The following is a 23,379-nucleotide window of genomic DNA, read 5'->3' as shown; positions in this document are numbered from 1 at the left end:
TTTTATAGTAAAAATATAAAAATTAGATATGAAATTATTATTTCACTAACAGATTAAAAAATTTTTTACCTTTGTTTAGGATTAATAATATTAAATGAATGCACTTAAAAAAATTTTAGCTTATTCAAAGCCTTATAAATATCACTATATTATCAATATATTATGTAATTTTCTGCATTCTTTATTTTCAGTTATATCCATTATATCTATTTCTCCTGTTCTAAGTATTTTTATTGAATCTTCAAAAAATAAAACAACTTTTTTTAATTCTTACAATTGTTTTGATATTATCATAAAATATGTTCATGATTATATAAAAATACTATCATATAAATATGGAAAAATAAATACTTTAGCTATATTTTGTTTTTTTATTATTCTGATTTTTTTAATCAGAAACATTTTTCGATACTTATCAGAATATTTTTTAATCGGAATAAGAACTTCTATTGTTAAAAATATTAGAAATGATTTTCACAAAAAAATATTGTCTTTACCAGCGATTTTTTTTAACGATAAAAGAAGTGGAGATTTGATGTCTAGATTATCCAATGATGTTAATGAAATAGAAATTTCCATCGTTAATTCTTTAGCTAATTTAATTAGTTCTTCAATAATGGTTTTTTTTCATTTGTTCACTTTGTTTTTTATGAGTTATCATTTAACATTATTTGCTTTTTTATTACTTCCTTTAATGGGTACTTTTATTTCCATTATAGGAAAAAGTTTCAAAAAAGAAGCAAGAGGAGCTCAAAATCAGTTAGGAAAACTATTTTCTTTTATAGAAGAAACTTTAAATTCCACAAAAATTATAAATATTTTTCATGCTGAAAATAAAATGCAAAAAAGATTTGAAAAAGTATCTGAATATCAAAAAATACTTTCTTCTCGTGTTAATAGAAAAAAAGAATTAGCTGCTCCAACAAGTGAATTATTAGGTTCCATTACAATGATTTTAATCATTTGGTATGGTGGAAAACTTTTTTTGGAAAAAAAAGGTATGGAACCAGAAACACTTTTTCCTTTTGTAGGATTATTTTTTCAAATTATTAACCCAGCAAAGAGTTTAGTAAATTCTGTATCTAATGTTCAGAAAGGAATAGCTTCTGCAGAACGTATTGTGGAAATATTAAATACTAAATGTATATACAATGAAAAAATTAGATCAAAATCTATTTCTCGTTTTGAAAACGAGATTTTATTTAAAAATGTAACATTTATTTATAAAAAATCTGTTCTAATTAAAAATTTAAGTTTTTCTTTAAAAAAAGGAAAAACAATAGCTTTAGTAGGAAGATCTGGAAGTGGAAAATCTACTATAGCTAATTTATTAGCTAATTTTTATGATGTAACATACGGAAAAATAACTATTGATGGAGTTAATATTAAATATTTAAGGATTAAAGACTATAGAAAATTATTAGGAATGGTAACTCAAGAACCAGTTCTTTTTAATGATTCTATTTTCAATAATATATCATTAGGTATAGAAGAAAAAATATCGGTTAATTCTGTAATAAAAGCAGCTAAAATTGCAAATGCACATTGTTTTATAGAAAAACTTCCAAAAGGATATAATACTGTTATTGGATATAATGGAAATAAATTATCTTTAGGGCAAAAACAGAGAATTAGTATAGCTAGAGCAGTCTTTAAAAACCCATTGATCATGATTTTGGATGAAGCTACTTCCTCTCTAGATACAGAATCAGAAATTGCAGTTCAAGTAGCATTAAATAAAATGATAAAAAATAGAACGTCTATCGTAATAGCTCACCGATTATCTTCTCCCATTATTCAAAATGCAGACAATATTATTGTTTTAGAAAAAGGGAAAATCATAGAACAAGGCCAGCATAAAGCTTTAATTAATAAAAAAGGAACTTACTGTAAGCTAATGAACTTGCAAAGTTTTTAAAAAATGGATTTTGTACAATCTATTAAAGAAATTATTGATCATCCTCTTTTATCTATCACTATTATAGGAAACCTATTTTTAATAGAAAGCATTTTATCCATAGATAATGCAGCCATATTAGCTTCTATGATTGTGAATCTGAAAAAAGAAGATAGAAAAAAAGCTATAAAATATGGAATTATTGGAGCTTATTTTTTTAGAGGATTATGTTTGCTGTTCGCTTCTACATTAATAAGAGTATGGTGGTTAAAACCATTGGGAGGTTTATATTTAATTTTCGTAGGATTAAATTATTTTTTAACAAAAAAAATTTTTTTACCAAAAAATTCCAAAAATGTAAAAAAAAAAGATTCCCTTTGGAAAATTGTTCTCTTCGTAGAAATTATGGATTTATCTTTTTCCATTGACAATATTTTTGCTTCTGTTGCGTTGTCAGAAAATTTTTTATTAATTTTTTTAGGTGTATTTATAGGAATTCTATCTATGAGATTAATTGCTCAATTTTTTATTCAATTAATGGAAAAATTTCCAGAATTGAAAATTTCTGCTTTTTTCATAATCATCATTCTCGGAATGAAACTTATTTTTTCTCCTTATATTTTTTTCATATCCGATGGAATATTTTCGTTATTAACTTTTTTTATATTTATTATTCCTATTTTTTTTTCATTAGGGAAAAAAATAATATCAAAAAAATTAAAATAATATAGTAATAGGATCTTCTAAAAAATTTCTAAGAGAATGAATATAACTACTTCCTACAGCTCCGTCTATAATTCTATGGTCACAAGACAAAGTAATTTTCATGATACTTCCTATTTCTATCTTAGAATCCTTGATAATTGGTTTTTTCATAATAGAACCTATAGATAAAATAGAAGAATTGGGAATATTAATAATAGAAGTAAAAGATTCTATCCCATACATTCCTAAATTAGAAACTGTAAAAGTGCTGTTTTCTATTTCTTCCGGTTGTATTTTTTTTAATTTTGAACGTAATACTTTGTCTTTGATTTCTTTAGATATTTGTAATAATGACTTTTTATCTGCATTACGAATAACTGGAACTATTAACCCATCTTTTACTGCTACAGCTACTCCAATATGAATATGTGAATGAAGTATAACTTGATCTTCATTCCAAGATACATTCATATATGGATTTTTTTTCAAAGATTGAGCTACTGATTTTATAATAATATCATTAAAGGATATTTTATCTTCTAAAGAAAGTTTATCATTTAACTTTTTCCTGAATTTAATTAATTTATCTACATTTATTTCACTAAATAAATAATAATGCGGAGCAGAAAATTTAGAAAAAGTTAAATGTTTTGCTATTCTTTTTCTCATAGAAGAATGAGAAATTTTTTGATTTATTTCTTTTTCCTTTAACTTAAATTTTGTTTTTTCATAATATTCAATGTCTCTTTTAATGATTCTTCCATTTTCTCCACTTCCTTTCTTGATATCTTTTATAGATATTCCTATTTTTTTAGCCATTTTTTTTGCTAAAGGAGAAATGAATATTCTATTTTCTTTATATTTTGGATATTTGTTATTCTTTTTTTCTTCTTTTTCTTTTATTTTATGTTTCTGTTTTTCTTTTGATTTCGACTCCGAAATTAGATGACTGATATCTTCCCCTTTTTCTCCTATTATCGCTAATATATCATTTACGCATGTTTTTTCCCCTTCTTGAACCCCAATAAAAAGTAAAACACCACTAATATCTATTTCAAAATCTTGAGTAGCTTTATCTGTTTCTATTTCAGCTATAATATCTCCTTCAGAAACTTTATCTCCTATTTTTTTATTCCATTTAATTACAGTCCCCTCTTCCATTGTATCACTTAATTGGGGCATGGATATTATTTCTGCCATGATTCTAAAGTATTTTTTTGATCATTCATCACGAAGTTTTAAATTTTATCTAAAAAAGGATAATTGTTTTCGTTGTAAACAGCATCATACATTTCTTCTAAAGAAGGAAAATCCGATTTCTCCGCAAATTTTACACAGGATTCTACTTCGTTTTTCACTTCATTATCTATAGCATTTAAATTATCTATAGTTTCCCATTTATTTTTTAAAATAGTATTTTTCAATTTTAAAATAGGATCTCTTTTTTTATAAGAAAGTACTTCCTCTCTGCTACGATATAATTCAGAATCTGACATAGAATGTCCTCTGTATCTGTATGTTTGAATCTCTAAAAAAGTAGATCCTTCTCCTCTTCTAGCTTTTTCTATGGCAATAGAAGCTGCTCTTGCTATTTTTTCAGGATTCATTCCGTCTACAGTATAAGAAGGCATACCATATGATAAACCTATTTTATAAATTTCTTTTACATTTGTACTTCTTTCTACAGAAGTTCCCATAGCATATTTATTGTTTTCACATATGAAGACAACAGGAAGTTTCCATATCATAGACATATTCAATGTTTCATGTAAAGATCCTTGTCTTACAGCACCGTCTCCCATAATAGTTAAAGTAACTGCATTTCTATTAAAATATTTATCAGCAAAAGCAATTCCAGCTCCTAATGGAATTTGTCCACCTACAATTCCATGTCCTCCATAAAAACGATGTTTTTTACTAAAGATATGCATAGACCCTCCTAGACCACGGGATGTTCCTGTTTTTTTTCCTAAAAGTTCAGCCATCACTTTTTTTGGATCTACACCCATAGATATAGGAATGATATGACATCTATAAGCAGTGATAATTTTGTCTTTAGTCATATCCATAGCATGGGTTAATCCTGCAGGAATGGCTTCTTGTCCATTATATAAATGTAAAAATCCTCTAATTTTCTGTTTTAAGTATAGGGAACGACATTTATCCTCAAATTTTCTCCAAAAAGACATATCCTTAAACCATTTAAGATAGGTTTCGGTGGTAATTTCTTTCATAAGAAAAAATTTTATGATATTATCTATCTATGATAATGCAAATTTAATCTTTAAAGACTCAATATACAAAGAATAATTAAATTAAATCAATAATGCTTTCCAATGCTATTTTTCTTGAACCTTTAATAAGAACATAATCAATTTTTTGAAATGGGTGTTTTTTGATCCAGTTAATAAATTTTTCTTTATTTATAAATTTTCTTACTTTAGGAGAAGTTTTCAACTTAGCATTGAAAAAAATTTCTCCAATTAAGAATGTTATATTTATGTTACTTTTTTCTAAAAAAGAAATTATTTTTTCATGTTCATAATTAGAATACAATCCTAATTCCAACATATCTCCTAATATAGAAATTTTATTTCCTTTAATATTATTATTAAAAAAAGTTAGAGATTTGATCATGCTAGTAGGATTTGCATTATAACAATCTATAATAATTTTCATATTTTTTCTATTAATAATCTGAGAACGATAGTTTTTTGGAATATATTTTTCTACAGCATTTTTTATTTTTTCTATAGGAACTTTAAAATATATTCCAATGGATATGGCAGAAGCTATGTTGTGTAGATTATAATTTCCTACTAATGGAGAACAAACTTTCATATTATCAATATATAAAATTGATTCTAAATGAGATTCTTTCCATAAATATTTAATTTTTATATCTGATTTTTTTTTTTCAGAAAAAATGTATCTATTCATACCTGTACTTTCGTTTAATTGAATAGGATCATCTCCATTGACAAATACCACTTTTTTATTCTTTTTTAAAAAATGATATAACTCTAATTTTCCACGTATAATTCCTTTTACACTTTGAAATCCTTCTAAATGAGCTTTTCCAAAGCTAGTTATATATCCATAATCAGGTTTAATGATAGAACACATTTTTTCGATTTCTTTTTCATGATTAGCTCCAATTTCTATAACAGATATTTCTGCATTTTTAGGCATGGAAAGTATAGTTAATGGAATTCCTATATGATTATTGAAATTATCTTTAGTAAAATGAATTTTTTTATATTTTTGAAAAAGAACAACTTTAATAAGTTCTTTTGTAGTAGTTTTTCCGTTACTCCCGGTAATAGCAATAATAGGAATATGACGTAATTGAAACCTATGATAGGAAGCTAATTCTTGTAAAAAGAATAAAGTATCATCTACTATAATAATTTTTTCACAAGCAGAAATACTTTTATCATCTACTATAGCTAACAATGCTCCATTTGAAATTGCTTCTTTAGAGAATTGATTTCCATTAAAATTTTTTCCTTTTAAAGCTATAAAAATAGACCCTTGTTTGACTTTTTTGCTATTTGTTTCTATTCCGGAAGAATTTATATACAATTGATATATATTTTTAATGTTCATTTTTGAATTGAATTAAAGTAAATCTTTTTCAAGTTTCATTTTTAAATTATTTATATTAGTTATAATAGTTCTTTTTTGATCTTTAATATAAGATATATAACCTGTTTCTTCAGAAATGACCAGACATATAGCATCTGTTTTTTCAGATAAACCGATAGCGGATCTATGACGTAGTCCTAAACGTGATGGAATCTCATTATTGTAAGATACAGGAAGAATAGCTCTTGTTCTCACTATCTTATTTCCTATAATTACTACTGCTCCATCATGTAATGGGCTATTTTTGTAGAAAAAACTTTCTAGAATAGGAACATTCACTTTAGCATCCATTTTATCTCCATTTTGGATAAATTCTTTGATATCTTGATGCAATTGAATAACTATTAAAACTCCTGTTTTATCTCCTGAAAAAATGGCGCAAGACTTTACTATACTATCTATAGTTTCAGTTTTTATAGAAACACTGGATTTTTTCAAAAAAAGAGAAAATATGAATTTTTTAAAAAAAATTTTGCTTCCTACTATAAGTAAAAATTTTCTAATTTCTGGTTGAAAAACAATGATTAATGCTAAAAATCCTCCTTTGAAAAAAGCACTAATAACTATGCTTAGGAGTTTCATTTTATAAATTTCTACTATTTTCCAGAAAATAAAAGTTGCGATAATTCCATAGAAAATATTTAGAGCAGCAGTTCTATAAACTAATCTATAGACTTGTAATAAAATAATAGATACTAAAAATATATCTATAATATCAATAACAGATATATTTAAAGAATATAATAATGAAAAAAAGAATTTGTACAAAAGCAAAAGTAATACTAAAATTTTTTAGTGTATCATTCAATTTTATTGTAATATTGTACTAATTTAATACATTCCTTTGCTTCTTTTACGTCATGTACACGAAGTATTTTAGATCCATTTAATAATGATATAGTATGAATGATTGAAGTTGCATTTAATGATTTTTCACAAGAAATTTTTAAAAGATGTTTAATCATAGATTTTCTAGAAATTCCTATTAAAATTAAATGATCTTGAAATCCTAATAGAGACAAATGTTTTAATAATTGAAAATTTTGTTTTAATGTTTTTCCGAATCCAAATCCGGGATCTAAAATAATGTCGTTAATTCCATTTTCTTTTAAAAAGAAAATATTTTTCGAAAAAAAATTATTTATTTCTATAATTACATTATTTTGATAATATGGATTGTTTTGCATATTTTCAGGAATACCTTGCATATGATTTAATATATATGGAATTTTAAGTTTTCCAAGTAAAGGAAACATGTTTTTGTCTAATCTTCCTCCTGATATATCATTTATCATTACAACTCCTTCTTCAACAGCTAATCTTGCAACTTTGCTTCGAAAAGTATCTATAGATATTCTAATATTTGGAAAATTTTTTATAATTTTACGAATAGGCTTGATAACTCTTTTTATTTCCTCTTCTTCTGTTATAAGTTTTGATTTTGGACGAGTAGAACAGCCTCCAATATCTATGAAATCAGAACCTTCATTTAACAAATTTTCTACATGTTTCAATATGTTGTATTCAGAATCTAACTTTCCTCCATCATAAAAAGAATCAGGAGTCAAATTAACTATTCCCATAATTTTTGGTTCATCTAAAGATAATAAAGATCCTCTACAATTAATTATCATTTTAAAAATTATTTATTTGTAATTTATCATCATGTATAAAACCATATCATATCAACAAAAATAAAATTAATCAACATGAATCATACTTCTATTGATTTCATTATTAAAAAGTGTAGGAAATTATTTTTAGATAAATTAAAAGATTATGATCTATCATGGAAACTTTTAAAAAATTCTTCTATAATAGATCAAATTCTTATTAAAATAATTCGTATAAAAAATATTCAATCAAAAGGATATCAAGAAATCAAAGAAGAAAAAATAACAGATACGTATATGGATGTTATAAATTATATCGTAATTATTTTAATTAAATTGGATATTTTTTTTGTATTAAATTTTGATAAAATATCATGTCATGATGTTATTTTTCTTTATAATAAAAAATTTGAAAAAATAAAAAATTGTATTCACGAATATTCTCCACAAAAAATATTTTCTATTAACAATGTTCTCAAAAATATTTTATACTTAAAAAAAAATGAAGAAGAAGTTCCATTCAAAAAATTAGAAAAAATCTATTTCAAAATATTAATCGAAACTATTTTTTTATTAAAAAAATTTGATACAAAAATATTTATTGTTTTGTTTTTTATATTATATTAATTAAATTGAAAAATGAAGAAAAAGATTATCATTGCAAATTGGAAAATGAATCATGATTTTCATAAAACTACTTCTTTTCTTAGAAATTTTTTGAAAATTGTTTTAGAAAAAAAAATAAATCATAATAAAGAAATTATTATTGCTCCTTCTTTTCCATTTTTACATATTTCCAATCAGATTTTACAAGGAACTAATTTGAAAATTGCAGCTCAGAATATTCATCAAATGAAAAATGGTTCATATACAGGTGAAGTATCAGCTTCTATGTTAAAATCTATAGGAATTTCTCAAGTTATATTAGGACATAGTGAACGAAGAAAATTTTTTTTGGAAAATAATGATATATTATTAAAAAAAATAAAAATAGCATTAAAATATGGATTACATATTATTTTATGCGTAGGAGAAACAGGTTTTGAAAGAAATCAAAATCAACAATTTAATGTAATAAAAAATCAGTTAGTAGAAACAGTTTTTAATTGTTCTGCAGATGATATTATATTTTTTCATATAGCATATGAACCAGTATGGGCTATTGGAACAGGAAAGAATGCAACGTACAAACAAGCTCAAACAATGCATGAATACATTCGTTCTTTATTTTTAAATAAGTATGGAAAAAATATTTCTAATGAAATATCCATTTTATATGGAGGTAGTATCAGTAATCTTAATGCAAGAAATTTTTTCTTGCAAAAAGATATAGATGGAGGTCTTGTTGGAAATTGTTCCCTAGAATTGGATAAATTTTTAGAAATCATTCAGTCTTAATACTACTTCATATAGGCCTCGTAGCTTAATTGGATAGAGCATCTGATTACGGATCAGAAGGTTATGGGTTCGAGTCCCTTCGAGGTCGCGTTGAACTCTACTAACCCAAATAGGGTTTAAGAATTTTACTTCTAGAAGAATGTTTTAGTCTTTTTAGTGCAATACTTTCTATTTGTCGAACTCTTTCTCTTGTTAAATCGCAGGACTGTCCTACTTCTTCTAAAGTCATTGGAGGAGATCCATTTAATCCAAAATGTAAAATAATAACACGACGTTCTCTTTCACTTAAAGTTTCTAAAATTCTTTTTATGTCTTTTCGTAAGGATTCTTTTTCTAAATGTTCATCTGGACGAGGGGATTCATCAGATCTCACTAAATCATATAAATTGGAATCTTCCCCTTCTATTAAGGGAGCATCCATAGAAACATGTCTACCTGAATTTTTTATAGATTCTTCTATATCTTTTTCATTCATGTTTAAATATTCTGCTATTTCTCTAGCAGAAGGAGTTCTTTGCAACTCTTGTTCTAATTGTGCAAGAGTTTTTAATATTTTGTTAAGCAAAGCTAACTTATTTGTAGGTTGTCGAATAGAACGTGATTGTTCTGCTATAGCTTGTAAAATTGCTTGTCTTATCCACCAAACAACATAGGATATACATTTGAATCCTCTGGTTTCATCAAAACGTAATATTCCTTTTATCAAACCTAAATTCCCTTCATTAATTAAATCACATAAACTTAATCCTTGATTTTGATATTGTTTAGCAACAGAAACTACAAAACGTAAATTTGCATTTACTAGTTTATCGATAGAAGAAGAATCTCCTTCTCTTGCTTTACGAGCGTATTCCACTTCTTCTTCCGGTGTCAATAATGGAATTTTTCCTATTTCATGAAGATATTTATCTAAAGATTCAGATTCACGATTAGTTACTTGTTTAGTAATTTTAAGTTGTCTCATTGTTCTTTTTTTTTAATCATTTTTTTCCTGGACGAGGAATAAGCACTTTTCTGGAAAGCTTCATTTTTTTATTTTTTTCATCTATGCCCATGAATTTAACATCTATAATATCACCTATATGAAGCTCTTCCTCTATATGATTTAATCTTTTCCATCCTATTTCCGATATATGTAATAGCCCTTCTACCCCTTTAGCTATTTCAACAAAAGCTCCAAAATCTTTTATAGTTTTTACTTTTGCCTTATAAATTTTTCCTAATTCAGGGACAAAAGTAATTTGTTTAATTCTATCAATAGCTTTTTCGATTTTTTCATCGTCCTTACCGATTATTTCAATGTATCCCAAATCTCCTTTTTCTTCGATTAATATGTTTGTATTGGTGTACGACTGTATTTCTTGAATGACTTTTCCTCCTGGACCTATGACTGAACCAATAAAATATTTAGGAATATTAAAAGTATATATTTTTGGAGTATTAGGTTTCATTTTTTCTCTATATTTAGGAAGAACTTCTAGCATTTTTTTCAAAATAAAAATTCTTCCTTCCAAAGCTTGCATCAAAATTTGATTTAAAAGATCATATGTAAAACCCTGTGTTTTTTTGACATCCATTTGACAAGCAGTAATGCCATGTTTTGTTCCCGTTACTTTAAAATCTAAATCTCCAAAGTGATCTTCTTCTCCTATTATATCCGATATAATAATTTTTTTTTCATCTTCCATAAATAATCCCATTGCAATACCAGAAACTGGATTTTCAACAGAAATACCAGCATCCATCAAAGCTAAACTTGCAGCACACACTGTAGCCATAGAAGAAGATCCATTAGATCCTAGAATATCTGAAACAACACGTATAGTATACGGGTTATCAGGTATAATATTTTTTAATGCACGTTGAGCCAAATTTCCATGACCAATTTCACGCCTGGAAACACCTCTTATTGGACGTATTTCTCCTGTTGTAAAAGGTGGAAAATTATAATGCAAGTAAAATTTTTCCTGATTTTCGATAACAACATTATTTATTTTATTAGCATCTAATGATGATCCTAATGTTACTGTAGTGAGAGATTGAGTTTCTCCTCTGGAGAATAAAGCAGAACCATGAACTCCTGGTAAATAATCTACAATACCATAAATTGGACGGATTTGTTTACTTGTTCGACCATCTAATCTAATTCCTTTTTTTAAAATTAAATTTCTGGTTACCTTTTTTTTAATTTCTTCATAAAATTGATCAATAAAAATTTCTTTTTTTTCTATTTTTTCTTCTGTTAATAATTTTTTTTTAAAATTTCTTAAAATAATTTTCTCTTGAATAGATCTAGTTTTTTTGTCCAAAAAATTTTTGTAAAGTTTTTCAATTTCTTTATAGGAAAAAGAAAAAAGTTCTTTTTTTAAAGATTCATTTTCACATTCTTTTACTTTTTTTTCTTCTTCTGATTCATTTTTTTCTAAGAAAAAAAAACTATTCCTTGATAATTTTTCAGACAAACGTATTTGAGCTTCTATTTGAGGTTTAATTGCTTCATGAGCTTTAATAATAGTATTTAAAAATTCGTTTTCTTTTATTTCTTTCATTTCCCCTTCTATCATAATAATAGAATTAGTAGACGCTCCTACTATCAAATCTATATCTGCTTCTTTCAATTGATCTAAACTTGGATTAATAATGAATTTTTTTTTTAAACGTACAATACGTATCTCAGATATAGGACCGTAAAAAGGAACTCCTGACACACATAGAGCTGTTGAAGCAGCCAATCCAGCTAATCCATCTGGTAAAACAGTTTTATCATATGATAATAAAGAAATCATAATTTGTATTTCTTTCTTGAACCATTCTGGAAATGTTGGCCTTAAAACACGATCTACTAATCTCATTGTTAATATTTCTTCATCAGAAGGCCTTCCTTCTCTCTTTATAAATCCTCCAGGAATTTTTCCTCCTGCGGAATATTTTTCTCTATAATCTACTGTTAAAGGCAAAAAGTTTGGTTCATTTTTTACTTCTTCTTTGGAAACAACTACAGTAGCTAATAACATAGTATTTCCTGCACGAACTATAGCAGCTCCATCCGCTTGTCTAGCTAATTCTCCTGTTTCAATAATGATAGTACGACCATCTTTAAGCATAATGGTTTCTTTAACTATATCTGGCATATTTTATTCTTTTTCTTTCTATTACTATTTATTTTCTTAATCCTAAATGTTTAATTATATTTTTGTACCTGTTTGGATCACGTTTTTCTATATATTTTAAAAGTTTTTTTCTTTTTCCTACTAATTTTACCAAAGCTCTTTCTGTATTGAAATCTTTTTTGTTATTTTTCAAATGATTGCTTAAATGATTAATTCTGTACGTGAATAAGGCAATTTGTGCTTTTGAAGAACCTGTATCGTAAGCAGATGTTTCTCCATAAGTCTTAAATATTTCTCTTTTTTTATCTGCAGTCATAAAAGTCATAAATTTAAAGTTTCTTTTCTATTTCTAGAATGGAGTCTAAATATTTTCTATCATTAGATAAACGAGGAATTTTATTTTGTCCACCTAATTTTTTATTTTTTTTTAACCAGTTATAAAACAAACCATTTTTAGCTACATGTATAACAGGAGGACCAAGAACGATATTCTTATATCGTTTAATTTCATAATCTGAATTAACAGACTTTAATTCGTTATCTAAAATATCTCTAAAATAATATAAATTTTTTGGATGTTTCTTAAATTCTATAATCCATTCATGAGAACCAGAATTTTTTTCTCCTATATAAATAGGTCCTGCTGTGTATTCGTGAATAATGGAATCTGTTTTTTTACAAGTAGCATTTAAAGCTTTTTCTGCGTTTTCAATAATTAATTCTTCTCCAAAAGAATTAATATAATGAGTAGTTCTTCCTGAAATCGAAATTCTATATGGTGATATACTACTAAATTTTATAGTATCTCCAATTATATATCTCCATAACCCAGAATTTGTTGAAACAACTAGAGCATAATTTTTCTTTAATTCTACTTTATCAATGGGTATAATTTTCGGATTTATTTTATCTATATCTTCTACAGGAATAAATTCATAAAATATTCCATGATTTAATAAAAGTAAAAGATCTTCAACTTTTCTTTGATCTTGTATAGCAAAGAATCCTTCTGAAGCACTATATACATCGTAATAATGAATAGACTTTTCAAATAGATTCTGATATTGAAGGATGTAAGGTTTCAAACTTACTCCTCCATGAAATATTACTTCTATATTAGGCCATATTTCATTTATTTTTTTTTTATCGAATTTTTTTAGTAATCTTTTCAAAAATATTAATAACCAAGAACAAACACCAAACAAAATGCGAACATCTTTCAATCCTGTTTCTATTACTATATTTTCTAATTTTGTTTCCCATTCACTCATTAAAGCTGTTTTTTTTCTAGGAATACAAATTTTTTCTGCCCAAAAAGGTGTGTTTTTAATTAAAATAGAAGATAAATCTCCATAAAATGTGTTGTAATTTTTATATAATTCATGGCTTCCTCCTAAACGAACAGCTTTCCCAAAAAATATTTCTGTTTTTGGATGATTATGAATATAAATAGATAACATGTCTTTTCCTGCTTTGTAATGACATTCACTCATAGATACATTAGTTACAGGAATATATTTACTTTTTGTACTTGTAGTTCCAGAAGATTTAGCAAACCATTTAACTTTTCCTGGCCATAAAATATTTTTTTCTCCTCTTCGTATCCTTTTGATAACAGATTCTAAATCTGAATACTTACATATAGGAATTCTTTCAGAGAATTGTTGATATTTCTTTATGTCACGAAATCCGTATTTTTTTCCAAACTCAGTATCTTTTGCGTACAAAATCAATTGATTAATCAATTGATTTTGTACTTCTATTGGATAACGCATAAAAAATTCTATGTCTTTAATTCTTTTTTTGAGAAAAGTAGATGTTAAATATCCAGATAAATACTTTATCATTACGAGAAAAAATTTAGTTAAAAATTAAGGATAAAAAATGAATTTTATTTTTTTGATAAATAAACAGAAGCAATTTCAAATGTTAATTTTTTTATATAAATCGTGTTAAATTTATGATAACTTAAAAGTTTATTCATTTTGTTTTCACAATAAAAAAATGATTGAATAGACTTTGCTAAATAATTGTAAGCAAAATGATTATTTGATAGAAAATTCCCTATTCTATTCATTATGAAATGAGAATAAAAATAATAAATTTTATTTATCCAATAATTGGAAGGCTTAGAAAATTCTAAAATTGCTAAAATTCCTAAAGGTTTAAGTATTCTATATATTTCTCTAAGAGAAAGATGAATATATTGAAAGTTTCTTATTCCAAAAGAAATAGTAACAGCATCAAAAGTTTCATTTGAAAATGGAATATATTGAGAATAACCTTTAATTAGTCTAATTTTTTTTTCTAAAAAATTATTTTTTATTTTTTTTTCTGCTTTTTTTAGCATTTTTTCAGATGGATCTAATCCTACAATACAAGAAGCATTATCAAATTTATTTGCCAATAAAATAGCTAAATCTCCTGTCCCAGTAGCTAGATCCAGTATACTTTTTATTTTTTTTCCTTTGTTAAATTCTTTATTAAATTTATCTAATAAACAAATTATTTTTTTTCTCCAAAAAAAATCTATTCCGAAAGATAATATATGATTAATAAAATCATATTTATAAGAAATATGATCGAACATATTTTTTATTTCTTCTTCTTTTTCTTGTATAGACTTCAGAGAATGTTTATTCATAATTTACTTTTGCTTTGTAAATTATGAATAAAAAATGGTTTTTTAATTCTTTTAAAGAAATTTTATTTTTATTTTGGATATTATTTGGATAATATATATGATTCGATCAATCATTACAGGAACTGGACATTATTTACCTAAAAAAGTGATAAAAAGTGATCATTTTTTGAAACATAAATTTTACGATAAAAAAGGATTCATAATTAATAAATCGAATGAAGAAATTATTAATAAATTTCAAAAAATTACGGAAATAGAGGAAAGAAGGTATATTGATAAAGGATTATTAAATTCGGATATTGCTACGATTGCAGCAAAAAGAGCTTTAATTGATTCTAAAATTTATAAAGAAAAAATAGATTATATTATATCGGCTCATAATTACGGAGATATTCATCCTATTTCTTATCAATCTAACTTAATGCCATCTATATCTTCTAAAGTAAAGAATAAACTTCAAATTAAGAATAAGAAATGTAGACCGTATGATATGATATTTGGATGTCCAGGATGGATAGAAGGAATGATTCTTGCCGATCAACTTTTACAATCAAAATGCGCTAAGAATATATTAATTACTAGTTCAGAGACACTATCTCAAGTTATAGATCCACATGATAGAAATGCTATGATTTTTTCGGATGGTGCTGGTGCTGCTGTTTTATCGGCTATAGAAGATTTTGAAAATGAAAAAAATGGCATTATTCATTATGATACTCAATGTAATAATAATGATGAACTGCATTATTTAAAAAATGGTCCTTCTTTAAATCCAAATTATAAAAAATCTTTGGTTAATATTAGAATGAATGGAAGAAGAATTTATGAATACGCATTAACAGAAGTTCCAAATATGTTAAAAAATATTCTTGATTATGCAGATTTGCATTTGAAAGATATTAAAAAAATTCTCATTCATCAAGCAAATGCAAAAATGGATTATGCAATCTTAAAAAGATTGTTAAAATTATACAATTACACATCCCTTAATGATTTATCAAAAATAATGCCAATGACTATAAAAAGATTTGGAAATTCTTCTGTAGCTACAGTACCTACTTTATTAGATTTAATCCTTCATAGGAAAATGCTCCCTCATGAAATAAAACCTGGGGATACCATATTAATGGCTTCTTTGGGAGCTGGAATGAATATTAATGGAATGATTTATCGTTTTCCAACTAAAAAAATATAAAACTTTATGAAAAAAAAAATACATCCGGAAGATTACAGACCTGTTGTTTTTAAAGATATTAATAATGAAAAAACTTTTATTTGCAGATCAACAGTAAAAACAAAAGATTTTATTAAAATAAACGGATTTAGTTATCCGTTGTATAAAATGGAAATATCTAGTTATTCACATCCATTTTTTACTGGAGAAAAAAGGTTTTTAGGAAAAACGGGCCCAGCAGAAAAATTTAAGAAGAAATATGAAAAATATAAAAAATTTTAGTGTTAAGTATATGAATGTAAATAATTTAATTAACTAAACTAAACATCGTAAATATGGATTTTATATTGTATGATGGAATAGAATGGAGAAGCTTATTTCCTATAACATTGACAAGATCTGTATCAGAAATTCGTTTGGGATTGTTCACTATCAAAGATAGATGGGAAAAATATATTGGGAATAAAGTATCTGGAATTGTTACACAACCATTTCTTTCAATGAAATATTCATTTAATTCATTAATAAATAATGAGTTTATTTATCATAATATATTACTAATCAATTCTTCGTTTCTTCCAAACGAAGAGTTGATTAATATGATATTTACCTTAAAAGAAAATGAGGCTGTTTTTTTTCAAGAAAAGATTGTAGTTGTAAAAAAAAATTTTTCCTCTTATGTAAAAAAAGAAAATTTAATTTCCTTTAAAAAGAAACATGAAATTAAAAATTTAATTCATATACAATATCCATGGGATATATTTATAAATAATAAAACTGTTCTAAAAAAAGATTTTGTTTTTTTTACAAAAGGGAAAAAATCTTTTTCTTTATTGGGAAAAAATTCTGTTCTTTGCAAGAACAGAATTTTTTTGGAAGAAGATATAAAAGCAAATAATGTTGTATTGAATGCTCAATTAGGACCAATATATATTGAAAAGGAAGTCGAAATAATGGAGGGATCTGTAATAAGAGGACCAGCATTTATTGGTAATAAATCCATATTAAATATTGGTTCAAAAATATATGGAGGAACAACTATTGGACGTTCTTGCAAAATAGGTGGAGAAATTATAAATTCCGTAATTTTTTCTTATTCGAACAAAGCTCATGATGGATTTTTAGGAAATACTGTTTTAGGAGAGTGGTGCAATTTAGGAGCTGGAACTAATGTTTCTAATTTGAGAAATGATTATGGGAAAGTAACAGTTTGGAATTATGAAAAAAAAGATTTTATTCCTATTGATATACAATTTTTTGGTATGATTGTAGGTGATCATTCTAAATCTGGAATAAATACTCAATTTAATACAGCTACAGTGGTAGGAGTTAGTGCTAGTATTTTTGGATACGGATTTTCACCTAGGTATGTTCCTTCTTTTTCTTTTGGTGGAATACAAAAAAAAAAAAAGATACCTTTTCATCAAGTTTGTACAACTGCTGATATTATGATGAAAAGAAGGAACCTATATTTTTCCATTTTAGATAAAAAAATTTTGGAATATTTGTATCAATTATTGGATATTTAGGGAAAGGTAATGTAAAAGAAAAATTTTTTAAACTTATAGATAGATTAAATTCATAAAATATGCTGAAACATAATTTGGGTTATCCTCGAATAGGAATACAGAGAGAATTAAAAAAAGCTTGTGAAGCTTATTGGTCCAATAAAATTAATTCGGAAGAGTTATTTCAAGTGGGGAAAAAAATAAGGAAAGAAAATTGGAAGATACAGGAAATGGCAAATTTAGATCTTATTCCATGTAATGACTTTAGTTTTTACGATCATGTTCTAGACATGTCCTTTTTATTAGGATCTATTCCAGATTCTTATCTTTCCGTTCCAATTGAGAATAATATTGATTTATATTTTTCTATGGCAAGAGGATTTCAAGAAAATGGATTGGATATAAAGGCTATGGAAATGACTAAATGGTTCAACACAAACTATCACTATATAGTTCCAGAATTTAATAAAAATCAAAAATTTTATATTTTCTCTAAAAAAATTTTTGAGGAATTAGAAGAATTAAAAAAAATATTAAAATCAGTCAAAAAAATAAAACCTGTATTAATAGGACCAGTTTCTTACCTTTTTTTAGGAAAAGAAAAAGATAAATATTTTCATAGAATGGATTTAATTGAAAATATTGTTCCTGTTTATATAGAAATTATCAAAAATCTAAAGAATAAAGGAGTTGATTGGATTCAATTAGATGAACCAATTTTAGTCTTAGACATGTCTGAAAAAGAAAAACAAGCATTTACATATGCTTATAAAAAAATATCGAAATCAGAAAAAAATATTTTATTAACTTCTTATTTTGATGGAATTTTAGAGAATATTTCTCTTCTTAGAGATATTCCTATAAAATCTTTGCATATAGATTTAGTTGAAGATTCAAAACAATTGGAAAGAGTATTAAATTTTGTAAAAGAATCAAAAATAATTTTGTCCTTAGGGATTATTAATGGAAGAAATATATGGAAAAATAATTATACTCATTCAGTTAATAAAATAGAAAAAACAATAGAATCTATAGGATACGATCGTGTTATGATAGCTCCTAATTGTTCTCTTTTACATGTTCCTATAAATATAGAGTATGAACGATTTATTCATGAGGATATAAAAAACATAATGTCTTTTGCTCAACAAAAAATTTATGAATTAAATGATTTAGAATGTATTATAAAAGGGAATACAGATATTTTATTAAATAATTTCTCCTTACTAGAGAAATCTAGTAAATCTTCTATTTTTCATGATAAAAAAATAAAAGAAAAAATAAAAAAAATAAAAAATGAAGATATACAAAGAGAAAATACTTTTAATATTAGACAAATAAAACAAAAAGAAAAATTTAATCTTCCTTTGTTTCCAACAACTACTATAGGATCTTTCCCTCAAACAAAAGAAATACGAAGTTTGAGAAATAAATTTCGTAAAAAAGAATTAAATAAAGAGGAATATGATCAAAAAATACAATGTCTGATTGTAGATGTTATAAAAAAACAAGAAGAAATAGATTTAGACGTTTTGGTACATGGTGAATTTGAAAGAAGTGACATGGTAGAATATTTTTCAGATAAATTAAATGGAATTCTCTCTACTGAGAATGGATGGGTTCAAAGTTATGGTAGTAGATGTGTAAAACCTCCTGTTATTTATGGAGACGTTAGCCGTACTGGTGATATGACTATTGATTGGATATGTTTTGCTCAAAAAAAAACAAAAAAGTTAGTAAAAGGAATGTTGACGGGACCGGTTACAATTTTACAATGGTCTTTTGTAAGGGAAGATCAGCCTATTTATCATACTTCTTATCAAATAGCTTGGTCTATTAGGGAAGAAGTTTTATCTTTAGAAAAGTATGGAATACAAATAATTCAAATTGACGAACCTGCTCTTAGAGAAGGATTACCTTTGAAAAAAAAGAATTGGAAACATTATTTGAATTGGGCAATTCAATCTTTTCGACTATCTTCAAGTGGGGTAAAAGATGAAACTCAGATTCATACACATATGTGTTACAGTGAATTTAATGATATTATAGAACATATTGCAGACCTGGATGCGGATGTAATTACTATGGAAACTTCTAGATCCAAAATGGAATTGTTAAAAGCCTTTTCTGTTTTTTCTTATCCTAACGAAATAGGACCGGGAGTATATGACATACATTCTCCTAGAATTCCTACTGTAGAAGAAATTTTTGATTTAATAGAAAAAGCTTCTAAAAAGTTACCAATACAAAATATTTGGGTGAACCCAGATTGTGGCTTAAAAACTAGAAAATGGGAAGAAGTGTTAAAATCTTTGAAAAATATGACAGAAGCTGCAAAAATAGCAAGAATGAAACTATCCAATCGGCCTTCTTAATTTTTATATTTGTGTAAAAGTTTAGAAATGACTTTGAATAAAAGAGAAAAAATAATAAAAAAAGAGTTTCATGTCCTAAAGAATTGGGAAGAAAAATATGAATATTTGATAGACTTAGGAAATAAATTACCTAAAAAATCAGATGATTTTCGATCTGATGAAAAATTAATTCATGGATGTCAATCAAAAGTTTGGATGGATGCTCAATTAAAAAAATACCGTATTTTTTTCGAAGCAGACGGTGACGCTTTATTACCTAGAGGAATGGTAGCTCTTATGATTCGTATTTACTCAGGGTTATTGCCTTTTGAAATTATCAATTCAAATGCTAATTTTATTTATGAAATAGGATTTCAATCTTTTTTATCTCCTATTAGAGCGAATGGAATGCTTTTATTTTTAAAAAAAATAAAATTTTATGCCATAGCTTTTAATGCAAAAATTTCTATTGGTTTGAATAAGAATAGAGGTCTAATTTGAAAAAAATTGATATGTTTCATACTATTAATCCTGTGGATAATAAAATTTTAAAAACTTATTATTTTCTATCTGAAAAGGATATTAAAGCTAAATTATCTATAGCTGGTCATGCATATAAAAAATGGAAAAATTATTCTTTTAATTCTAAAGTTAAATGTTTAACAGCATTATATTTTTGCATGAAAAAAAATATAGAAATTATATCTCATTTTATTACCCAAGAAATGGGAAAACCTATTTATCAATCTCGTTTAGAAGTAAGTAAAAGCATAAATTTATGTGAATATTATTGTAAACTGAAAAAATCCATTTTCTTTCAAGAAATTCATACTGAATATGAAAAATCTTACGTAAGATTTGAACCTATAGGAGTTATATTAGGAATAATGCCTTGGAACTATCCTATTTGGCAAACTATAAGATCTACTATACCTAATTTATTATTAGGGAATGTAATTATTATTAAACCATCATTAAATACAACATCCTGTTGTATGATTTTGGAAAAAATGTTTGTAGAATGTGGATTTCCAGAAGGAATTTTTCAAATATTATTAATAGATGTTTCTAAAATAGAATCAGTTATATCGGACTCCGTAATACAAGGAGTTACATTTACTGGAAGTTCTTTATCTGGAAGTATTATAGGATCGTTATCTGGAAAATATATTAAAAAATCTATTTTAGAGTTAGGAGGTAATGATGCTTTTGTAATTATGAAAGATGTTGAAAATATCAAAAAAACGGCAAAATTAGCTATAAAATCCAGATTAAATAATACGGGACAAACATGTATTTCTGCAAAAAGATTTATTGTAGATAAATCTATTCTTGATGATTTTATAGATATAGTTATTCAAGAAATGAAAAAATATAAAAAAGGAAATTTATATCATGAATCTACTAAAATAGGTTATATATCTCGTTCTGATTTATCTGAAAAATTATATCAACAATATAAGAATATAATATCAAATGGAGGAAAGATTTGTTTAGAATCTAAGAGAAATGGAAATTTTTTTTCTCCTTCTTTATTGAAGATAGAAAAGGATAATCCTATAATCAGTAAGGAAGAAATTTTTGGACCAATAGGAATTGTTTCTTCTTTTTCTGTAGAAGAAGAAATTCCTAATATTGTCAATAATACATGTTACGGATTAGGATCATCTATTTGGACAAAAGATTTAGAAAAAGCAGAAACATTATCCAAAAAAATAGATACTGGTATGGTGTTTATTAATGAAATTGTGAAATCAGATGTTCGATTTCCTTTTGGAGGAGTAAAAAAATCTGGATACGGTAGAGAATTATCTATTTTCTCTATAAAAGAATTTTCCAATTGGAAAACAGTTATTATAAGTAAATCATAAGTTTTTTCTCATTCTTGCAACAGGAATATGCATTTGATTTCGGTATTTAGATACCGTTCTTCTAGCTATTAGATAGCCTTTTTTTTTGAGAATTTTAGATAAATTTTCGTCAGTAAGAGGTTTTTTTTTATTTTCCTGATCAATGGATTCTCCTAAAAGTTTCTTGATTTCAATAGTAGAAATTTCTTTTCCTTCTTTATTTTTCATTTTTTCCGAAAAAAAACTTTTAATTAAAAAAGTTCCATATGGAGTATTAACATATTTGCTATTGGCTACACGTGAAACTGTAGAAATTCCTACACCTATTTTTTGTGAAATATTTTTTAAAATCATAGGTTTTATTTTAATTCTATCTCCAGTTAAAAAATATTCTTTTTGATAATCCATAATTGCATTCATTGTTAACATAAGTGTATTTTGACGTTTTTTAATTGCGTCTACAAACCATTTTGCTGAATCTATTTTTTGTTTCAAAAAAACAATAGTATTTTCATTTTTTTTCAAATTTTTTGAAGATTTATAATTTCTTAACATTTCTAAATAGAAAGATGAAACCTTCAGTTCTGGTGTATTTATTTGGTTTAAAGATAATTCTAATTTTTTATCTACTATACAAATAGTAAAATCAGGAATTATATGATTTAAATTTTTTGTATTTTCAGAATAAATTATTCCTGGTTTTGGATTTAATTTTTCTATTTGATGAATAGATTTTCGTAAATTTTCTTTTGTTATTCCTAATTTTTTTTTTAGTTTTTGATAATGTTTTTTTACAAAACATTCAAAATTTGATTGTATAATTTTTTTTGCTATAATAACTTCTTTAGTCATTTTTTTTCTTCTTAATTGAAGAAGTAAACATTCTCGTAAATTTCTAGATCCTACACCTACTGGATCTAATTCTTGGATGTAGTTGACAATGAGTTTTTCTACTTTTTCTACAGAAACGGATATTCCGAGTATTAAAAGAATATCGTCTACGATAGATGTAATTTTTCTTCTAATATAGCCATTGTTATCTATATTTCCTAATATAAAATCTGCTATTAATAAATCTTCTTCTTTTAAACGAAAAGTATGTAATTGATTTTTTAAATATTCTTGAAAAGAAACTACAGAAGTAAGAGTAAGGTTTCTTGCTACACCGTTATTTTTGTGATTTATTTGAACATCTTCAATTTCATCATCATTCATATATTCATCGAATTCAGAACTATCTATAGATTTATTTTGATCTTCTATGATATCAAAATCATGATCATTCATTTCTGATTCTGAATTTTCTTCTTCTAAATCAGAACAATTTTCTTCTTCTAAGGCAGGATTTTCTTCCAATTCTTGTTGTACTTTTTGTTCAAAATCTAAAGTAGATAACTGAACTAATTTCATTAGTTTAATTTGCAGAGGAGAGAGTTTATGTTGTCCTTTTTGTAATAATTGCTGTTTTAACATAATTA

The 23,379-nt window shown here is 25.4% G+C and carries 21 protein-coding genes and 1 tRNA gene; 11 read left to right on the top strand and 11 right to left on the bottom strand.

Annotated elements, in window-relative coordinates; all coding sequences use genetic code 11:
* Window positions 1–94 precede the first annotated feature (94 nt).
* Together H0H40_RS02685 and H0H40_RS02680 are read left to right on the top strand one after the other, a co-directional pair.
* Entirely contained in the window at window positions 95–1,918 is a 1,824-nt protein-coding gene (locus H0H40_RS02685) for an ABC transporter ATP-binding protein (protein ID WP_185868966.1), read from the top strand.
* A 3-nt stretch (window positions 1,919–1,921) separates the two neighbouring features.
* Window positions 1,922–2,623, top strand: a complete 702-nt coding sequence (locus H0H40_RS02680) for a TerC family protein (RefSeq protein WP_185868965.1) — start codon at window positions 1,922–1,924, stop codon at window positions 2,621–2,623.
* On the opposite strand, the gene H0H40_RS02675 is transcribed toward H0H40_RS02680, so the two are convergent.
* The 5 genes from H0H40_RS02675 to folP all read right to left on the bottom strand — a co-directional run bounded on the left by H0H40_RS02675 (window position 2,615) and on the right by folP (window position 7,884).
* Complete coding sequence (locus H0H40_RS02675) at window positions 2,615–3,802, bottom strand: dihydrolipoamide acetyltransferase family protein (protein WP_185868964.1); 1,188 nt, start codon at window positions 3,800–3,802, stop codon at window positions 2,615–2,617. The genes H0H40_RS02680 and H0H40_RS02675 overlap by 9 nt on opposite strands.
* 38 nt (window positions 3,803–3,840) lie before the next feature.
* Window positions 3,841–4,836 carry a pyruvate dehydrogenase (acetyl-transferring) E1 component subunit alpha gene (pdhA, locus tag H0H40_RS02670; RefSeq protein ID WP_185868963.1) on the bottom strand — a complete coding sequence of 332 codons (996 nt, stop codon included), beginning with the start codon at window positions 4,834–4,836 and terminating at the stop codon, window positions 3,841–3,843.
* A gap of 76 nt (window positions 4,837–4,912) precedes the next feature.
* Entirely contained in the window at window positions 4,913–6,211 is a 1,299-nt protein-coding gene (locus tag H0H40_RS02665; RefSeq protein WP_185868962.1) for a UDP-N-acetylmuramoyl-tripeptide--D-alanyl-D-alanine ligase, read from the bottom strand.
* A 12-nt stretch (window positions 6,212–6,223) separates the two neighbouring features.
* Complete coding sequence (locus tag H0H40_RS02660) at window positions 6,224–7,018, bottom strand: diadenylate cyclase (protein WP_185869349.1); 795 nt, start codon at window positions 7,016–7,018, stop codon at window positions 6,224–6,226.
* 32 nt (window positions 7,019–7,050) lie between these two features.
* Complete coding sequence (gene folP / locus H0H40_RS02655; protein WP_185868961.1) at window positions 7,051–7,884, bottom strand: dihydropteroate synthase; 834 nt, start codon at window positions 7,882–7,884, stop codon at window positions 7,051–7,053.
* Between the two features lie 75 nt (window positions 7,885–7,959).
* On the opposite strand from folP, the gene H0H40_RS02650 reads away from it, so the two are divergent.
* The 3 genes from H0H40_RS02650 (at window position 7,960) to H0H40_RS02640 (ending at window position 9,349) form a co-directional block, all read left to right on the top strand.
* The gene (locus H0H40_RS02650; protein ID WP_185868960.1) at window positions 7,960–8,490 is read left to right on the top strand and encodes a nucleotide modification associated domain-containing protein; all 531 of its coding nucleotides are present in this window, start codon (window positions 7,960–7,962) and stop codon (window positions 8,488–8,490) included.
* A gap of 12 nt (window positions 8,491–8,502) precedes the next feature.
* Window positions 8,503–9,261 carry a triose-phosphate isomerase gene (tpiA, locus tag H0H40_RS02645; protein ID WP_185868959.1) on the top strand — a complete coding sequence of 253 codons (759 nt, stop codon included), beginning with the start codon at window positions 8,503–8,505 and terminating at the stop codon, window positions 9,259–9,261.
* A 14-nt stretch (window positions 9,262–9,275) separates the two neighbouring features.
* A tRNA-Arg gene (locus H0H40_RS02640) sits at window positions 9,276–9,349 on the top strand.
* A 12-nt stretch (window positions 9,350–9,361) separates the two neighbouring features.
* On the opposite strand, the gene H0H40_RS02635 is transcribed toward H0H40_RS02640, so the two are convergent.
* From H0H40_RS02635 to ubiE, 5 genes are read right to left on the bottom strand one after another with little or no spacing between them, the layout of a single operon-like run.
* Complete coding sequence (locus H0H40_RS02635) at window positions 9,362–10,225, bottom strand: sigma-70 family RNA polymerase sigma factor (protein ID WP_185868958.1); 864 nt, start codon at window positions 10,223–10,225, stop codon at window positions 9,362–9,364.
* Window positions 10,226–10,241: 16 nt separating this feature from the next.
* The gene (pnp, locus tag H0H40_RS02630; protein WP_185868957.1) at window positions 10,242–12,392 is read right to left on the bottom strand and encodes a polyribonucleotide nucleotidyltransferase; all 2,151 of its coding nucleotides are present in this window, start codon (window positions 12,390–12,392) and stop codon (window positions 10,242–10,244) included.
* Window positions 12,393–12,420: 28 nt separating this feature from the next.
* Window positions 12,421–12,687 carry a 30S ribosomal protein S15 gene (gene rpsO, locus H0H40_RS02625; protein ID WP_185869348.1) on the bottom strand — a complete coding sequence of 89 codons (267 nt, stop codon included), beginning with the start codon at window positions 12,685–12,687 and terminating at the stop codon, window positions 12,421–12,423.
* 13 nt (window positions 12,688–12,700) lie between these two features.
* Window positions 12,701–14,218, bottom strand: coding sequence for a GH3 auxin-responsive promoter family protein (locus tag H0H40_RS02620; protein ID WP_185868956.1), 1,518 nt, complete (start codon window positions 14,216–14,218; stop codon window positions 12,701–12,703).
* Window positions 14,219–14,262: 44 nt separating this feature from the next.
* Window positions 14,263–15,015 carry a bifunctional demethylmenaquinone methyltransferase/2-methoxy-6-polyprenyl-1,4-benzoquinol methylase UbiE gene (gene ubiE, locus H0H40_RS02615; protein WP_185868955.1) on the bottom strand — a complete coding sequence of 251 codons (753 nt, stop codon included), beginning with the start codon at window positions 15,013–15,015 and terminating at the stop codon, window positions 14,263–14,265.
* Window positions 15,016–15,112: 97 nt separating this feature from the next.
* Here ubiE and H0H40_RS02610 point away from each other — a divergent pair, with 97 nt between their 5' ends.
* The 6 genes from H0H40_RS02610 to H0H40_RS02585 are packed head-to-tail and all read left to right on the top strand — an operon-like array spanning window position 15,113 to window position 21,922.
* Window positions 15,113–16,210: a 3-oxoacyl-ACP synthase III family protein gene (locus H0H40_RS02610; RefSeq protein WP_185868954.1), complete on the top strand. Its 1,098-nt coding sequence runs from the start codon at window positions 15,113–15,115 to the stop codon at window positions 16,208–16,210.
* 6 nt (window positions 16,211–16,216) lie between these two features.
* Window positions 16,217–16,471 (top strand): type B 50S ribosomal protein L31, encoded by a 255-nt coding sequence (locus tag H0H40_RS02605; protein WP_185868953.1) that lies wholly within the window; start codon window positions 16,217–16,219, stop codon window positions 16,469–16,471.
* Between the two features lie 53 nt (window positions 16,472–16,524).
* Window positions 16,525–17,718, top strand: coding sequence for a putative sugar nucleotidyl transferase (locus H0H40_RS02600; RefSeq protein WP_185868952.1), 1,194 nt, complete (start codon window positions 16,525–16,527; stop codon window positions 17,716–17,718).
* 59 nt (window positions 17,719–17,777) lie between these two features.
* Complete coding sequence (metE, locus tag H0H40_RS02595) at window positions 17,778–20,072, top strand: 5-methyltetrahydropteroyltriglutamate--homocysteine S-methyltransferase (RefSeq protein ID WP_185868951.1); 2,295 nt, start codon at window positions 17,778–17,780, stop codon at window positions 20,070–20,072.
* A 27-nt stretch (window positions 20,073–20,099) separates the two neighbouring features.
* Entirely contained in the window at window positions 20,100–20,552 is a 453-nt protein-coding gene (locus H0H40_RS02590) for a SufE family protein (RefSeq protein ID WP_185868950.1), read from the top strand.
* 11 nt (window positions 20,553–20,563) lie between these two features.
* Complete coding sequence (locus H0H40_RS02585; RefSeq protein ID WP_185869347.1) at window positions 20,564–21,922, top strand: aldehyde dehydrogenase family protein; 1,359 nt, start codon at window positions 20,564–20,566, stop codon at window positions 21,920–21,922.
* Here H0H40_RS02585 and rpoN read toward each other — a convergent pair.
* Window positions 21,917–23,374 carry an RNA polymerase factor sigma-54 gene (rpoN, locus tag H0H40_RS02580; protein WP_185868949.1) on the bottom strand — a complete coding sequence of 486 codons (1,458 nt, stop codon included), beginning with the start codon at window positions 23,372–23,374 and terminating at the stop codon, window positions 21,917–21,919. The two genes, H0H40_RS02585 and rpoN, sit on opposite strands and share 6 nt — an antisense overlap.
* Window positions 23,375–23,379 lie beyond the last annotated feature (5 nt).

Source organism: Blattabacterium cuenoti, assembly GCF_014252295.1.
In the GTDB taxonomy this organism is placed as follows: Bacteria; Bacteroidota; Bacteroidia; order Flavobacteriales; family Blattabacteriaceae; genus Blattabacterium; species Blattabacterium cuenoti_V.
This window is presented reverse-complemented; position numbering and strand designations above follow the sequence as displayed.

Coding starts and splice junctions, on each gene's coding strand:
- pdhA (WP_185868963.1), bottom strand. CDS start 4,836: ATGAAAGAAATTACCACCGAAACCTATCTTAAATGGTTTAAGGATATG.
- H0H40_RS02620 (WP_185868956.1), bottom strand. CDS start 14,218: ATGATAAAGTATTTATCTGGATATTTAACATCTACTTTTCTCAAAAAA.
- H0H40_RS02590 (WP_185868950.1), top strand. CDS start 20,100: ATGACTTTGAATAAAAGAGAAAAAATAATAAAAAAAGAGTTTCATGTC.
- H0H40_RS02600 (WP_185868952.1), top strand. CDS start 16,525: ATGGATTTTATATTGTATGATGGAATAGAATGGAGAAGCTTATTTCCT.
- H0H40_RS02665 (WP_185868962.1), bottom strand. CDS start 6,211: ATGAACATTAAAAATATATATCAATTGTATATAAATTCTTCCGGAATA.
- H0H40_RS02650 (WP_185868960.1), top strand. CDS start 7,960: ATGAATCATACTTCTATTGATTTCATTATTAAAAAGTGTAGGAAATTA.
- H0H40_RS02610 (WP_185868954.1), top strand. CDS start 15,113: ATGATTCGATCAATCATTACAGGAACTGGACATTATTTACCTAAAAAA.
- folP (WP_185868961.1), bottom strand. CDS start 7,884: ATGATAATTAATTGTAGAGGATCTTTATTATCTTTAGATGAACCAAAA.
- rpoN (WP_185868949.1), bottom strand. CDS start 23,374: ATGTTAAAACAGCAATTATTACAAAAAGGACAACATAAACTCTCTCCT.
- H0H40_RS02605 (WP_185868953.1), top strand. CDS start 16,217: ATGAAAAAAAAAATACATCCGGAAGATTACAGACCTGTTGTTTTTAAA.
- H0H40_RS02585 (WP_185869347.1), top strand. CDS start 20,564: ATGTTTCATACTATTAATCCTGTGGATAATAAAATTTTAAAAACTTAT.
- H0H40_RS02635 (WP_185868958.1), bottom strand. CDS start 10,225: ATGAGACAACTTAAAATTACTAAACAAGTAACTAATCGTGAATCTGAA.
- H0H40_RS02685 (WP_185868966.1), top strand. CDS start 95: ATGAATGCACTTAAAAAAATTTTAGCTTATTCAAAGCCTTATAAATAT.
- ubiE (WP_185868955.1), bottom strand. CDS start 15,015: ATGAATAAACATTCTCTGAAGTCTATACAAGAAAAAGAAGAAGAAATA.
- pnp (WP_185868957.1), bottom strand. CDS start 12,392: ATGCCAGATATAGTTAAAGAAACCATTATGCTTAAAGATGGTCGTACT.
- H0H40_RS02680 (WP_185868965.1), top strand. CDS start 1,922: ATGGATTTTGTACAATCTATTAAAGAAATTATTGATCATCCTCTTTTA.
- rpsO (WP_185869348.1), bottom strand. CDS start 12,687: ATGACTGCAGATAAAAAAAGAGAAATATTTAAGACTTATGGAGAAACA.
- metE (WP_185868951.1), top strand. CDS start 17,778: ATGCTGAAACATAATTTGGGTTATCCTCGAATAGGAATACAGAGAGAA.
- tpiA (WP_185868959.1), top strand. CDS start 8,503: ATGAAGAAAAAGATTATCATTGCAAATTGGAAAATGAATCATGATTTT.
- H0H40_RS02675 (WP_185868964.1), bottom strand. CDS start 3,802: ATGGCAGAAATAATATCCATGCCCCAATTAAGTGATACAATGGAAGAG.